General features: G+C 42.7%; 1 protein-coding gene (running past both ends of the window). It reads right to left on the reverse strand.

All 17,514 nt of this window come from inside a single coding sequence — locus tag FAX86_RS00020, Ig-like domain-containing protein, on the reverse strand. Of the gene's 41,622 coding nucleotides, 11,996 precede the window and 12,112 follow it; the stretch shown corresponds to coding positions 11,997-29,510, spanning codon 3,999 (partial) through codon 9,837 (partial); reading right to left, the first codon wholly in view occupies positions 17,511-17,513. Both codon boundaries (start and stop) fall beyond the window edges.

The following is a 17,514-nucleotide window of genomic DNA, read 5'->3' on the forward strand; positions in this document are numbered from 1 at the left end:
TAAATATTGGTTCCGATCGAATTACCTTCAATGCTAATGGAAGCACTAGGACGGAAAGCATCGGAAATACGAGTAATTCGTTCCGAAACGACTTCAGTCCAGTTGCCATAAATATCGACTGCTCGAGCTTTAATGTAACTACCATTGTCACTCGCCGTCATCGGATAGGATGCCGTATAGATTGGACCGTAATGTTTCTTGATTAAACTAAAGGGACCATTCACATCAGAGCCAATATAAAACTCAACTTGTTGTACTGGTTGAGTGGACCCTTTTACAAATGCTTCCATTTCTAGCGGACGAGGTTCATAAGAAATATTCGTCACATCCAATTCAATAGTAAATGGATTACCTGGCTGATCTTCACTTTGCAAGAACAGTCGCTTATCGGTGGTGATCACTTCATTGCCAAAAGCGTCGATTATTCTCGCATCAAAACTAAATGCCGTTCCATTTTTAAGCTCCGCTGGAATAATAATTTCGGTACTGAATGGATGTTGTTCTTGCCTTGAAACAACCTCTCCGTTTATACGGTATTCGACTAACGCTAATCCGGCAGGCTCGGTAACTGCTGCGCGAATCATTTCACCTTGCTGATACAATTTACCAATTGATGGACTCGATAGACTCATCTCAGTCGACGTTAGGTTCGAAGGCATTTGCAGTAATTCAACACCGCGCGATCCTTTAGCCAAGAAGACACGATCAAACTCCACGGAAATATCGGCAATGTTGGTGTCTGCTTCATAGAAAAGTACCGACTGCTGCCAGTCCGTTAAACCAACTCGGAAAATTTGATTGCCTGTCGCGTAGAAAACATTGTTTCCTTGTGCATCCATCGCAGAAACATCGCCGCTATCAACGGCAATACTATCGGCAACAAAAGTTGAAAGATTATATCGAGTTAAAACAGTATCCGAAGCAAAGATTAAATAATCACCCAAAGTGTTCATGTGTTCGATGCGTTCACTGCCTTGGAATACACGTTCAATAACGAGTGTTACCGGATCAACAGGCAGTTCACCAGTGACAACCTTGTAAAGATCGCCACTGGATGTCGCGACGTATATCCAATCGTTCCACAGCGCTATTGCGGAAATTTCATCGCCTTGAGCAACAGCCAGGTCACTCATTTGATTAGTATTAAGATCGTAAACAAACAAGCGATCGCCAAATGATGCAATCAAGCGATCATTACCAACGACAAAATCACTAAATAACTGCTCTTTTAATAAATCTTTTCGCTGTCTGAAATTATCAAATTTAACACGCTCAATTTTTCGGAAGTTTTCGTTGAGTAAATAAATCCAATCATCTTTTACCTCAACTTTTGAAATACTGGCGGTGTAACCCGGCGCTGGATAAACCTGTGATGACACCGGTGAATCTTGAAGATCAAAAACTAAGCTACCGAAGCTTTCAAAAGCACTGGTTGCGATACCATTATTCAAGCTCACACTTGCACTCAAACCACGAACGCTGGTTTGAGATTGTTGATAGAGAGTCTCAAATCGATCTGCAGATGGTTCAATATTAATAACTGTTCCATTAGTCAGCCACAATTGACCTTGCGTCATGATCACATGATTCAAATCGCTACCAACTGCAAACTCAAAGTTACCAATCACTTGAGGCTTTCTGCGATTTCTCACATCGATAATGAATACAGATTGCGTATCGACACTTAATCCCACCAGATATCCGCTCAGATGAACCATTCGATTGATGTTAACGCCAACATCCGTGGTGAAGATTTGATTATTCTCAATGGATAATAATTGCCCTTGTTCATTTGCAACATATTGAGTATCACCAACAACAACCGTTGATAATGTTGGAATCAAGTTTTCAAAAATGCCGGATTGTTCGAAAGAACCAGAGTAATACTTAATCCTGTCTGAAAGCGTGACTACAAAGTTTTCATTTTGTACCGATATTTCCGTCAGCGCTGAACTTTCTCGCCAGTTGCGAATTAATACAAGCTCATTACCTGTCACCTCGTAACCCAACAACCTTCCGCTGTCTGTACGTGCTAACAATCGGTTATTTGAGAAAACCAAGTTATCAATCGAATGATTCGTTGGCGAAGTCGCCAGCACCGAATAATCTTCTAGATCAATAAATTGAATTCCAATGTCTTGTAATGCAACTAATAGTCGATCATGCACATAAGTCATTGCAGTAATGCGACCGCCAAACTGATGTAACTCGGCACCTTCTGCGGTATACAAACGATCGTTACGTGCTAAAAGTACGCCTTCACGAGAGACAAGTGCTTGAGTGTACGAATCAACACCAGACACTTCTGACAACGAAAATGGTTTAACGACTTTCGCGCGTTTAACAAGGGTTCTTTCATTACCATAACCATCGGCAACCGTTGCATTAACGACAATTTGCTCAACATCCGGTACGGTAAACTCGGCATAAATATTGCCCGAGGTTATTAGGTTGCCTTGTTCATCGGACACTTCTATCGAGCTGGTTCCCGAAGCAGGTACTTCAGAACTAATACTCAGTTTTACCAAACTATTCTCGATAACTTGGTTGCCTAAGCCTTCCAACGTTAGAGTCAATTGTTCATAACTTGGAATAACACGGATTCCGACAGTCTGCTCACTGAAGTAATAACTGTCAGAGAAGTAACCACGAATACGCAAGGTATAATTATCTTGCTGACTCAATGCTGCTAATCGAAGTGTTAATTCGCCCGATAGAGAGTCGGTACGCTGACGGGCAACGACATTTTGGTTGAAGTCGAGCAATGAAACTTCAGCAAACTTAAATTCATCAGCGCCAAAATTCTCGATAAGATATTTAACCAGCATTTCATCACCTTCAATAAATTGCTGATTATTAATGGGTGAAATAATGGTTGTTGTTGACTGATCGACTGAATTATCCACCAAATTGAATGTATCCGATCGCTCAACGACATCATTAACGATCCAATCTAAAGCGAGTGCATTGTCATCACCAGTATTCACCCAGCCGCGAGATGATGTATCACCCTGCGTTAACTCGATAGTCGCAGTGTCAAGGGTTACAGAAGAACTATTAACTCGAGCACTGGAATCAAATCGAATAGAAAATGGAACAACCGCATTCTTCGTTAAGCTCTGGCTAACAACTGGCAATATCGCATCAACTTGAGTCAAAGTCGCAGTATCTAACACAATCGCTTGACTCATGCGAACATTGTTCTCCGAAACCACATGCAAAGTTGCATTCGAACTCGAGACTTCACGACGAGGAATCTGCAACGATATAGAATTTCTATCGCTTCTTAAGGCTCCGATAAGATTATTGTTCTCATCGGTTACAAAAGCCTTTAAGGCCGAACTTTGAGTCAACGCCGGTAAGTTTGAAATCGTCCAACCAAAAGTCGTTGGTGTAATGGTCGCATTAAGCTCAAACGTTTCAGTTGAAACGGTATGTCTTTGACGTGCAACTTCGTTCGCACCAATCCACAAATAGCCTTCTCGATCAGACCTTAATTTTTGATTACCACGATTGATCGTTGCGACTAATTCATTACCATCGAATCCGAGCCAGACGCGACCCAGTTTATAGGAATTAACTTTCACCCAAGTTAATGAGCCATCAAGGTAAGAATCAACAAATTCAACATCGACGTTCAATTGATTCACTTGAACAATGCTTAAATCATTAAGTAGCTCATAAACGTTCGTGCTGTCTCCGTGATTTATTATCAAATGATTTTGACCGACAGCAAAGGATTCGACAGTTAACTGAGGATAAGATGCCGCTACGTTTAGTGATGACCGCTCACTATTTAATTCCAGCATCTCTATGCCAGACAAAGTAGCAACAAATATTCGATTATTAATGTTCTCGACTTGCAAAATCGTATCGGTGACAGTGTGACCTATGATGCCAACTAGCGACTGTTCAGCAATTTGATAGCCAGATATTAGCTGACCAAACTGAACAAAGATGATGTCACCATAAACACCAACGATATCCCCCGATAGTGGTTGAGTAATAACTTGCGTCCACGCACCATTAATTATTTTCCAAGCATGTACTTGATGATTACCCTGATTATCAATTTGAGCAATTAAATGGGTACCTGAATATTCAAATCGCGTTATCCGCCCCACGTCACTTTCCGCAACGACTTGGCCGGCGAACTCAATTCGATAACCACCTTGCAATTGATTGCTTGCAACCACATGTCGATCGCTGTCGACACCAGGTACAACAGCCATGTCAAAGACATACCAGTTTTCATTGCTGGTCTCGAAAACCGTTTCAAAAGTAAGACTTAAGAAGTCCGTTTTACTGATGCTACTTGATTCGGTGACAACATTTTGCGACAAGTCACGTAAGTTGGCATCGATAGTCACTGCTCCCTGAGCCGATGAAATATCCACAAACTGACTTAAGTGAGTCATTGGATAAGCAACGCTGTCGGCTGTAGCGTCAGTTAATAGGATGTCGGATAGATCCGAATAATCTTCCATGGCTTCCGGCTTATCAGAATTGATCCATATGCCTGTTCCAGACAAGACTCTGGCAGCCGGTAACAATGTGACTTTCGGTTCTTCATCGATGCCATTATCTTGTAAAACATTCAAGAATATTCTCGACGTTAAGCCATCACCGGACTCGAAGCGTGTCATCAGAACCACATCTTCATTGGTTCTTGGTAATTCAATAATTCGAGAGAATCGAATAGGATCATTCTCCGCTCGATTAATCGTTACAGGCTGTGGATTTCTGGAGTCCGTTTCATCACCACCCACATCAAAGAATAATTGGGCTTCGGTGACACCTTCCATCACAAAGTCAAACTCAACCAACTGACCTTCACGGAAAGTTTCTCCACCTTTGGGCGACGTGATATCCAGCTGAGCATCACCTTCGTTGGCATCGACAGGTTTTAGAGTTAACACATCGGACAAACCAATTAATCCATTAAGATCCGTTGCTCTCATTTGCAGAGTAACTTCATCTAACGTCGTTGGCGTAAATTCAAATCGATTAATTTGCGCCAGCTCTTGCCAAGTCGTGCCGGAATCTAAAGTCACTTCGACTTTATCGATTCCGTATTTATCAAACGATTGAACCAGAATATCCACTGGCTCATTTAAGTTGATACTGTCGCCATTTCTGGGTGAAACAATCGATACCGTTGGCGGCGTTGCGTCTAATAACAACGGATAAGTGTCAGTGAACGTTTTCACTGCGCCAAAGCCATAATCGACACGAATAGTCACTTCAACAAATTCGTCAGGAGTAATATCGGATAATCGAGGATTCAGATAAGAAAGCTGTGCAATACCCTCTGAACGGCTCACCAAGGTATACTCAGCATCACTCCAACGACCGTCAATCTGCATATAAACATTATGAACCAGATCGGAGTCCCCCGTAATATTAAAGAGCACATCACTTCGGGTGATCTCTTCAACGTCTGTTGGATTCGTGTAAACATTTGAAATATCAATTTGCGGATCAACAACGGTGGCATCAAATCGTTGTGTCGCAAAGTTCCCTTTGTCATCGGTAGCTTTCACAATGACCGAAAGATTTTGATGGTATTCTTGAATAGCTACCGTAAAGCCAGAGCTCAACAGATCGTCATACGGACCAAATGTTAAACCGCCGTCAAACGACAAACGGTATTCATACTTAATTTTGCCGTCATAATTGTCGACTGCCGTCGCATTAAATCGATAGGTACGTCCGCGAGTCAGCGTCATCGCCGGCGTGACGGTAACATCATCGGCGGTTCTCAATAAATTAATGTCACGTGGCGCAAGAATGTCTTGTGCTTTGTAAAGCTGAATTAATTCACCACTGGTTAACTCATAATGTTTTGTTAACGCATTGACCGGCATATTGCCGTATAAATCATTCAATCCAGAAACGGATAATCGATAATATGCGTTTTTCTCAATGTTGTAACCGGCTCGTAAGTTGAGCGTTACTTCATCATTATTCACGCTCAGTTCAAAACGATCGGTCACATCAACATTCGCATTACCCGAGTAGTCTTTAAAGATTTTAGTGACCGAGTAATTGCCCGCAATCATCGCTTCATCAAAATACGCACGAAGCGGAGCGACGCTATTGAACCGTTCAACACTTTGCAGCAGAGGTTTTGTATCATCAACCGTCGTTAAAACTTGAGTTGACCAAACTTCTTCATTGGTCGCTTCTCGAATTACCACGACTCGATACGTTGTTTCTTTACGCACTGGCGGAGTCGTAAATACAATCTGCCCACTATTTTCTGTTCTAGAGGCAACTTTGTTACTCGCATTTGGAACAATTGCATCACCCACTTCCACTAAGTGAACCGATAAATTCCCTTCAAAACCAGCACCGCTAATCGTTACTCGATCGTTACCGCTATCACTAATGAGCAGAGCCCCTTGTGAGTTATTAGACTGCAACGAATCAATCGCAACCGCCTCCGCAACTAAGACGCCGGCCATTAAGACATAGTTCTGAGCTTCTTGTGTAGCGATAAGGTTATAAATGCCCGCCGTATCAATTTGTGTTGTCAATGAAATTTGTGTACCCGCTTGATTAACACTGAATTGAGTTTCATCAAACGTCTGTCCGGCAATAGTGAGAGAATCGATTGCCGTTAAGCCAGTTCCTTCTAATACAAAATTTGTCGAACGACCTGTAATGGTATTACCCGGCATTAAGCGTGAAAGTTCAACATCAGCAAGGCCAAACAATGAAGTCGTTCCGACGTTAATGGGTAAGTCAAATTCAACTTGACCTCCATCAATCGTTTGGTTCGGTTGATTAAACAATCGAATCGAGTAAGTTTCACCCAACTGATAGACATCACCACTGATTTGGAATGCAATCTGATCGCCCACCGTATCAGTAAATCCAGCAAGAGGCTCATTACTTGTCGCGGGTACAACATCCAAAGAAACAGCCGCCCAGGTATCCAGCTCGCCAGTCACATTTAGCGTTAACGGATTTGTTTCAGAAGCAATCACTGACGGTGACAGTTCGCTAATATTCGCCAGTGGAATTGAACCATTGTAGTAGTTGCCCGACTGATTCCATTCAAGTAACGCTTCTTCAAAGCTCAACGAATTAATATTTGACGTATAAACAGTATCGAGCGCTAAATTACCAACAAAAGATAAATCAAGAGATCCAGAAGCTGTCGCTAAATTCAAATCATAAATCGACAACTGCTTTTGCGTCTGTAAACCAATTAATTCACCATTCAGTGCTAAACCACGAATCGGATCGCTTGTAAAATCAAATGAGGCACTACCCAACATCGACAATTCATAGTTGTTGTAGTTCTGTAACTCCAATAATGAAATCGCAACATTTGAATAAACAGCGATACGATTGAAAGAAATATCCCAATCGATAAGCGAGGAAACATTATGGGCAATAGACGATTTTATTGTCGTTAAATCTTGCAAATCACGAACTTGAATTTGTGAACTAGTAAGTATCACTAAATGGTTATCAATGAGTGTCGTTGCTTTAGCGGCGACTTCAATGTCAGATAATTCAGCACCAAAAATATTCCCCACATAAATACGTTCCGCAGAGTTAACGAGTAAAATTCCTTTATCAATGGAGATAGATGTGTAGTTCCTGTTTTCACCGCTCGATACTCGATTAACCAGAGTTATCGAATATGGGTTGGTATAGTCGAAGATCCAAATGTCGCCTGAAGATTCAAGAATAGACAAGTGCCCATTATTAGCTGACATATCAACCATTGAACCATCAAACTCAAAACTGCTCAGCAATGTTGGAATATCACTCGAACCCGTTTCATACAACTCAATTAAATTTGCTCTCTTGGCAAACAGGTAATCATTGTCTCGCGTTGATTGAGACATGCCACTCAGTTGTCGCGATTTATCAAACTCAACAATCAGTTCTTCGTTAATGGTTTCATCAACGCCAGTTTCTCGGTTTGATAAAGCCACCGTTAACTGGCCTATTGTATTAGCAGGTAACCGGAAAATTAATGTTCTGGGCCCAATAACCTGAACATTAGTCACTGGATTACCATTAACAGTAACCTGTGTAAGCGTACTAATTCCCGCGCCCTCAATGCCAATATAAGCGCCCGAGTTAAAGATAAAGCGCTGATCCGCGGCTTGGATCTCTCCTGTATAAACATCTATTTCACTAATAAAGCGCGGATCTGCGGCTTGGATCTCTCCTGTATAAACATCGAATTCACCGATAACGTCAATTCGAGGATCGGCAATGTAAGTAAACGCAGCCGCTTCAAATGCAGTGAGTTCTCCATTACTAACCGTGACACCCACTAACTGATTTTCTTCAGGAGCTTCAGGTAATGCAGGAACAGAAACCCGCAATTCATTATCATTCAGCAGTTCAACCCTTTCAGATTGGACGAGCTGATCACCAATCATAACCATCGTATTAGTATCGAATCCATCACCACGAATAATAATCATCTCACCACCGCGCCAACTGCCTTTATCGGGCTCGATGGAATCAATGGTTGGTTGCTCGCGATCAGAGGCAATAAATCGGAACGTGTAGTCGTCACCAAGCTCAACATTATTGAGATCTCTTAACGCACCAGAAACAGTCACCACATAGCGTTTACCCGATTCAAAATTCGACACCGGACGGAAAATTATGCGCGTTCCTTCATTATTGGTTTGGCGAGAAACGAAGCCAGCCACTTTCGCTCCGTCTAAAGTCACTTCGATCAGTTCGTCTGCTAATTGAGCAAACTGTTGATTATCGACAATCTGATTCATCTGAATTTCAATCGCCTGTCCATCAGGCAACAATCCTTCAGAGAAAGGAATGGTTTCAGTAACCATAAAGAGATCATTAACAATGGTATTGAGTCGACCACCAAGACCGGTGAAAGAGTCACCGGCAGCGATTGGACTTTCAGTCGGTTCACCTGCGGCGTCATAAATGAAAGACGTACCGGCATAAATAGCGTCACTGGCAAAGGCCATAGAATTAACCGCACCATTCAATGCAAAGTAATGTTGCATTTCAACCGGTTGACGGAACGCATTTCGCAACCAAGGTGTCACATTAAATAACTGTAGGTCACCGTGGCCAGAAGCAACATAAAGCGTTTGTCCATGTAACATCATTTGACCCGCTGAAATATTGCCATTACGCAATAAATAAGACAGTCTTAACGAAGCAACATGGCGCGCTCCTTCATCGGCACTGGTTTCAAAGACTTCGACGGTTGCACGCTCAGCTGTCGAGACAAACAATTTATCTTTCAGAACAATAAAGTCGCTCAGTGGTAATCGACGCTCTGCTCTGTCTTGCATGATAAAGCGTTTTTCAACCAAGTAATCCCCAGCTCTCAAATCAATTTTCAATATTTCATTGCGCTCGGGAATCATTGCCCATAAATGTGAACCAACCACTTTTAATCGTTTGGCAAGGCCACCAACAAGGGCTCCACTGATGGTATCGAGTTGTCGTATAGATTGGTCATCTGCAACTTTATAAATTCTAATACCTGTATCAGAGCTGACATACACAACATTTTGTGACACTGCTAATGCATGAAATTTATCGCGGTTTTTATTAGTATCAACCTCTTTGATTTCCCTGATCAAATTAGGTTCTGCTGGTAGCGATAAATCAAATTGCAGTAATCGATCAGTACCTAGCACAAAAAGATTTCTTCCATCAATCGACAGGTCAATAAAACCACTCGGATTGATAGTTGTTTTAAGATGATATGGTTTTGACTGTTCCGAGATTTCTTTTTCGATAATTACAGGGGCAACAGGATCCGCAATATCAGCTACTACTAATTGAGCCGATCGTGTTTTGGGATTCGCAACAACAGTACCGTTGGTATTAAATACTTCGTAACCGCCGCCAGTAACAACGTAAAGTAGTTGCCCGAACTTTTCGATAGCAATAACAGGCGACTCTTCGTCTTTCGATAGGTCAACAGAGCCGGTTTCTTTACCCGCATAGAAATAATCAATCGGAGCAGTGACGACCTCATTATCAAACTGTGGATTCATTGCCGTTACAGCGGTGTAACCGAAATCACCCGAAGGTGCTCGCACCCGTAAATGATAGTTCGCAATAACCTCGATGCCATTGGCCAAGTTAGCACCAAAATAAACTTGAGTGCTCGGATTAAATCCAAAGCCAAAAATATCAACCTGATTGCCACCTTGCGGTGGGCCAGATATGGGTCGCAGATCTTGAATACCAATTTTTGGCATGACGATAACAGCGCCCGCCATCATGGTTTGAATACCCTCTCGCTCGACTTGAAGAGCAAGAGCCAAAGTATCATTACCAAAGAACATCTCTGGCATGACAAACTCTATCACCGTATCAGAAAGCTGAGTGATATTTTCGGATGGGATGACCGTGCTACCGATAGTAACAATTAGATTATCCGCAACGTTTCCAAAGTTCGCGCCCGTAATACGTACCGCTTCGGAACCATCGGCGTGGAAATAATGATTCTTTGGTTCGCCACCAACTAATCGTAAAATGGATCCAATCATCGGGCGATTAACCGCTGCAACAGAGTATTGAAGCGCTACCGCTCGATGCAATGATTGGCCACCTAAAGAAGTGATTCCGTTTGAAATCTCGATGGTTACATCACTCGTAGCCAAAGCTGTCGTGTCGACAAATTCAACATCAATGTAAGCGCCGGATAACGTATTGATAGCATTGATTGCAACCGCATCACTACTGACGGCATCACCATTGCCATCCGTTACATTAACGGCGGCATTAATTTCATCTGGTGTGGTATTAATTTGTTTGTTAAATAAGACTCTTACTGTTTCACCATTTGCCAAATCAGTACCTTGTGGTGGAGTGTAAGAACTCACCACTAAATTCGGTGATGGAACGACGGTCAAACCGTTGGAGTTACTGACAAAGATACCGCCATTATTTGAGGAAATAGCACCACCGGACTCATCAGTTTGCTGCCAATAAACGGTTTCAAATAATCCATTCGCATTTTCTTCAAGAACCAAGTATTCGTTACCTGTGGTAATTGAAATTTGTCCCCATTGAACAAAGAGATCAACCGCCATCCAATTGTCGCCCATGGTTCCACGATCAATCGCTTGAACTCGATAGGTCAGGTTGGCACCGAAGTCACTGAAGATTGCAAGATACAATTGATTACCACGTTCAAATAGAACGTAAAGCTCTTGATTAAGCCACTGCGCTTTTAACGGTTGTCCTTCCAAATCACCTGAATTGAAGACAATGGTTGAGTAGTCTGCGGGTTGTTCAAGCTCTTCATCAATCACATTGAAGAAGCGAACAAATCCATCACCTAAATCAGAACTCGCTGCGACAGCGATAACAGAATTACTTCGATTCAAAGCCACATCATTTGCACGGTAGCCACTCAATCGATTTTCGCTGATAACATAAGGCGTCGAAGTATCGCGAATATCAACAACCGTGAGGCCATTCGTTCCCGCGGCTAAGAAAGCCAAGTTATCGAGTAATTCAACACCAGTGACAGGCTGTGATAAACGTAATTGTGAACGTCTAATTGGATTGTCCCAGATACCAATATCGTAAATCTCGAATCCGTACTGCATTAAGAATCGGTTATCCGCGGTAGGACTTGCTCCATCTCGAACGCCGACATACAGTAAGTTATTCCGTTCTTTTGAATCACCAATGACCATCGGAGGATAATTTGGTAATTCAATGGATCGCCCTTGATCCGCCAAATAAGAATATCGACCGGCATGATATTCAGTGCCATTCATCACTAAATAAATGTCATAAACTTCGGGCGTAATCACACCTGGCATACGGAAGCGGAAAGAACTCAAATTGACTACGTCGTCCGCCAAGTTATTAATGTAAGTACCTTCGTCAGCCAATTCAGTATAAATTTCTTCACCACCTAACGAGCGAAGCAATACTTTAGCGCCCGGAAGAATGACTTTATTTCGACTACTAATTGTATTAAAGGAACCACCCGACATAGGTCCGGATTGTTTTTCTAACGTTAAACTCGATACCGAAATATCGTCACCAAGAATAATCGCACCCAGATAATCATCACGCATATCCGATTGAACAACACGTAGATGATGCTGACCGGCATCCAGTGGTAATAAATTAATGGCAGAAGTATCGACCTGAATTTCATTGCTGCTGATCCAGGTACTTGAAATCGGATATTGATTGACGAAGACTTGCGCGCCCGCATCAAAACCAGAACCCACTATAGAAATAACTTGATTGGTTCCTTTGTGGAACACGCTGTTGTCGACATTAAGAATGTCGGGTTTTGTCATGCTTGATGTTGAGGTCTGAATAACACGCTCAAACGGAATCCATAGGGCTCCCCCTCGCTTATTACGACCATCACTGATTTCGATTCGATAATTTTCACCTGCGTCTTTCGCAAAGCTCAATTCGAATTGGTCACTAAATCCATCAACATCATTAGTCGCCGTCCAACTGAAGCTCACTGATTGGTTATCGCTGACACGTGTCACGGAAATAGTATCTAGATTCGTAAACTCAGCAATATCCATGACTTCATTAAAACGGAAGTCAATGGTCTCGTTTTGTGCAACGACCTGTTCAGGAGCCACACTCACTTCGGTCACAAAAGCGCCTGGTAACTCAAGTAGAGTCAATCCAGATTTACCGCCTCCAACAACCAAACGATCTTTGTATACATCCACCGCTTCAACATTTTCAATGTTACCCGCAGAGATTAATTTCGGTGCCTGAATGTTTGCCAAATCGTAAACATTAAAACCACCATTAGAACCAGAAACGAATAAAGCGCTTCCAAATATTTTTAACTTAACGGCTTCCGCTGGTACCGTTTGAATCGTTTCGTCCGCATTCAAATACCATTTAAATTCCGGACGCTCTTTGTGAAGAATTGCTACACCAGATTCTTTTATAGCAACAATTAAATAATCACCGTACGAAACAATGTCGAGCACATTATTTTCAAATTGATATTCTCGAGTTAGTTCAGAATCGAACAAATCTCTGGCTTGAACTTCAACTGTCGATGGACTATTGCGACCCGCTCCCAAAGAACTCGCCCGGTCTGCTGTAAATTCCATATACATCAAACAGGGACCACCCGGTTGCCACTGATGGTTGGTATACAAGCCACCACCAAATATCCAACCGTCGTTCACGTGCAATCCATACACCGCTTCAATTCTTGGCGAGTCGACAATGACAGGATCATTGGGCTCAATCATACTGGCCGAACGAACACTTCCTTTAGTTTCCCCAACAACAGTCGCGTGTGAACATTCATCATTCAGCTCAGTTGACGACGGAAATCCGATACTGGCGAAAGCAGAGTTATCAACTTTCGCCAAATTAACTGCCTGGCCGTCATTGTTGAAGACAGAACTCAAGAGCTGCACGCCGTTTTGATCGTCGAGATTTAAACGCGCCATACCGCCGTTACCGCTCGCGACATACAAACGTTTGCGTTCAACACCGTCTTCCACTTCCTTAACGACCTGGATGTTTAAGGAGTCCAAACTGAGCGGTAATGGCTCTATCGCTAAGTTTTCTAAAATGTCTTCTTCTTCGGGCGTTAAGCCAGGTCCACCATCAAGCACCGCTTGTTCTTTTTTCGCTTCTAATGACAAGCGTAAAACCAATTGCCCTAATTGCTCTTCCGCTTGCGGACCACTGGGTAAAGTTGGTGAACCACCTACGAGTAAAGGATTATAAGGATCTTGAATATCAAAGGTGGCGGCACGAGTGTTCTCGGGCAGCGGAATCCCTTGGAATATTTGTAGTCCATTACCATCTTTAAAATAACCACCAGAGGTTATGGCAACTCCGGATTCTTGATCGACAACAACATCGGTTGGGAATACCAGTGAAGGTTTCACATTCGACATCAATTTCAAACCGTAGCCGACACCCTTATTGGCACTTAACTCAAACTCATCGCCGTAACGATTAATTGCTCTAATGGTGTGTAATCCTGGCGTACCTCTTGGCACAACCACTGTCATTAATTCAGTTGAGGGAACCGTCACTTTAAGCGCTGGTGTGGAGCCTACAAACACACGAATACCATCCATCACCGTGTTACCAGGCTCAAAACCGCGTCCTGAAACGGACACTTCAAATCCACCAGAAACGGGGCCCCATTGCGGTGTTACTTTTTCAAGGAAAATTGAATTATCAATCGCAACAGCGCCGTATAACGTGTGTTCTTCATAAACACCCTGTTTTAAAGCACGGATCGTTAAATCATAAAAGCCAGCATTTTGTATCGGAGGAACAGTAGCGCGAAGTATCGATACTCTTGCATTATCGGTACTTTGTTCAGCAGACTCGATAGTTAGAGCATGTTCACCCAAGTAAAGGTTTACCTGAGTTAAATCATTGGTCGGGACACCTAAAGCGCTGACTGTAATGGTATTTTGTGTATCAATCCGTAAACGACGCGGTACCACATCAAAAATTTCGATGGAATCACCACGTGTGCCACGGTAAGTTAGCGGAATGCTCTGATCGTTTTTGAGTCGATAAAGAACAATCGAGTTCCCATTTTCTAATAATTTAACTGCCGATAATCCTTTGTAGACCATCAAGCGAAGCTGTTCGCCTTCAGTCAACTGATCGGTATTTTCCAACTGAATAATGGCGTCATTATTTGTAATCGATATGGCGGTCGGCAGTGTTTCACCTGCCGCATTCATTAATTTGAAATAGTTAAGGTTATCGGACCAACCATCAATTGCTTTGTTAAAGCGTAAACGAACTTTGGTTTCGCCCGTGGCATTTTGATCGATAATACCGGATGCGGGATCAATGCTGCTTAATTTGAGAAGCACATCAGGGAAAACCTGTATCACGCTTCGACTTTCATTATCGACAGTTAGATCAACCCCACCACCGATCGCAGCATACGACGTTGCTAAGACACGCTCGAATCGGGCACGACCTTGAACTGACATGCCGCCCGTTGATGACGGTTGCGCAGGTTGTGAAATATCAAACGATAAAATACCTTGCTCACCTCGAGCGACATAAAGCGTATTAAAGGTAATATCGATATCATAAATCGAACCAACATCGGTTATTCGGTTGACCACTCTTGGATTTGTTTTATCTGAAATGTCGATTACCGTTAATCCATAATCACCCGACGCTGCAAATAAATAATTTCCATGGACTATTAATTTCGAAGCAGGGATATTGACACGACCCAAACTCACCAATTGATCGCTTGACCGTTTTTGTACTAGAGACACATAACCATTATCACGCGAGACCAGGTTATTCGATGCAAAACTAAAGGTTCCAGACCCGACCGCGAAGATGGGCGCTTCGCCTGCGGCCGTTGGCACTTCAATAACATCATTAACAATTTGTTGATCCGGCATTAAAAATTGTTCTGCCAGATATAACTTGGTATGTAAGAAAGAGTCGACAATGCCAAAGCCTTTATCCCCCAGAGGCAAAAGAACTCGGTTATTGGTCACATCAACACTTCGAGAATAGCTTCCCGGCAACGACATATTGGCAACAAATGTCGTATTGCTAATGTCGCTGCTATCAAAAGAAATAATAAATAATCGTGACGAGTTATCTTTCGGCTCACCATCACCATTTAACTCAACTGCGGTGACAAAAACTCGATCATTAAATCGCTCAAAATAAGAATCAATAGCAATGGCTCGATAATTACCTGGCAATTCCACTTGCGTTAGGATGCGATCGTCTTTGCCATCACCATCTTCATCAATCACACGAACTAAATCGTCTCGATTGTAAGTCGCACCATCACCACCGGTGTAAGTAGAAGCGTCGACATTATAAATCGCAACTTTGTTACTCATCGCAGCAAAGAGGTAAGTATTGGTTGGATCCAATACCATGTCGTAAATGCGCCCTGAGTTAACAATATTCGATTGAGCGGGTTGTAAAAATTCATAGGCATTCGGTAGTGTGATCGATATTTGCCCCAATTCGACAGTAACGTCTACCACACCCAAGTTTCCGGCGGGTGTAATCACATCCATTGTTTCAGTGTCAATAATGGAAATGTTATCAGAACCCACTGGAATACCACCAAAACGAATTTCCAAGTCATTAACCGCTCGAAAGCCTAAACCGTTAATACGAACACGCGTTCCGCCATTCACATTTCCACTACTGGGTGAAATCGTTTTAATCGTTAAAGGCTCCACATACTCAAGAGCGCCTATACGTTCAATTTGATAACCGTTACTTTCAATAACTTTCAGTGTCGCTGGTCCGGCAAGATTTTCTGGAGCATTTAATAAATATTCCGTTAAGCCATCCGTTGTTGAATTACTGACTATCGAAGCCACTTTGTCCGCAATATAAAACGTTGGCGATGTTGCATCGTTGAGCGAGACAGAGATTTGTCCGCCTGTCACAGGAATAGAGCGCGGCGTGATGTTTTCTATGCTCACACGCTCACCTGGGGCAGAACCGGTGGCAAACTCGATCGTGTGATTCACTAAGCCAACAGACCGTCGGCTGGCTATTTCAGATTTTATTTCAATTTTATACTGTGCGTTATTATCAAGATTCTGCGCTACTTGAATAACAACTTTGGACGGATCTTGGGTATCGATCGCTAGACTCGTATTGATTATTTGACCAGAAGCACTGCCATCGTCTTTGATTAACGATAAATAACGGGACAAATAAGCACTTTCAACTTCACCCGACGGGATCTCAATTGCTCGGTTAAACTTCACCCACAGTGCGGTATCCGTGGGCGTTCCACGTTCGAAGTTACGAGGAAGACTGTCTATCACCTCAAGTGCGTAATGGTCAACCAGATAAATTTTACTGATGTCATTAGGTACCGTATGCTCAACTCCCATAATAACAAAACCATCATCGGAATGCGTCATCATTTGAGATTGAGTAACGCCCTGCGCATCAACAGGTAAGCTGTCCGACAGCGTTCCGTTTTGAACAACTTTGACTCCCGACTCTTGGCACGATAAAAAGCGCATCGCGTCAAATAAATTAAGATTATCTTTCTGACTGATATCGAAAATTGATAAGTAAACTTTACAATCCGCTCCATTTCTAAATCGGCTAGCCGAATATGAAATAGACGAAGCTAAGGAGCTTGACGATTCTAGAGATTGTGTTACGCCTGGTATCGAAAAGCCCCTGGGATCATAAGTCGATACCGGTAATGGATAACGTATATTAGAAACATCGTCTAACTGAAAATTATTTCCCCTATCCATCCCTACAATGAGTGACGAGTCTTTCACAAATGACATAAGTTGAGTCGTATCGTGCGTTGCTATTTGTGGCGTTGTTGGCAGGGTTAAGTCAAATACAAACTTCGATGACGACGGATATTTTGCCCCCGGAATTTTATAAGTGGCATTGACAAATAACCGACCTTGGTTGATTTCAAGACCATCCGTTTCAAAACGAATGGAATGCCCGTCCGCGACGGCGGTTTTAATCGTGCGCATCACTACCGGTTTAACGGGGTTACTCGCA

Source organism: Pleionea sediminis (assembly GCF_007570825.1).
In the GTDB taxonomy this organism is placed as follows: Bacteria; Pseudomonadota; Gammaproteobacteria; order Enterobacterales; family Kangiellaceae; genus Pleionea; species Pleionea sediminis.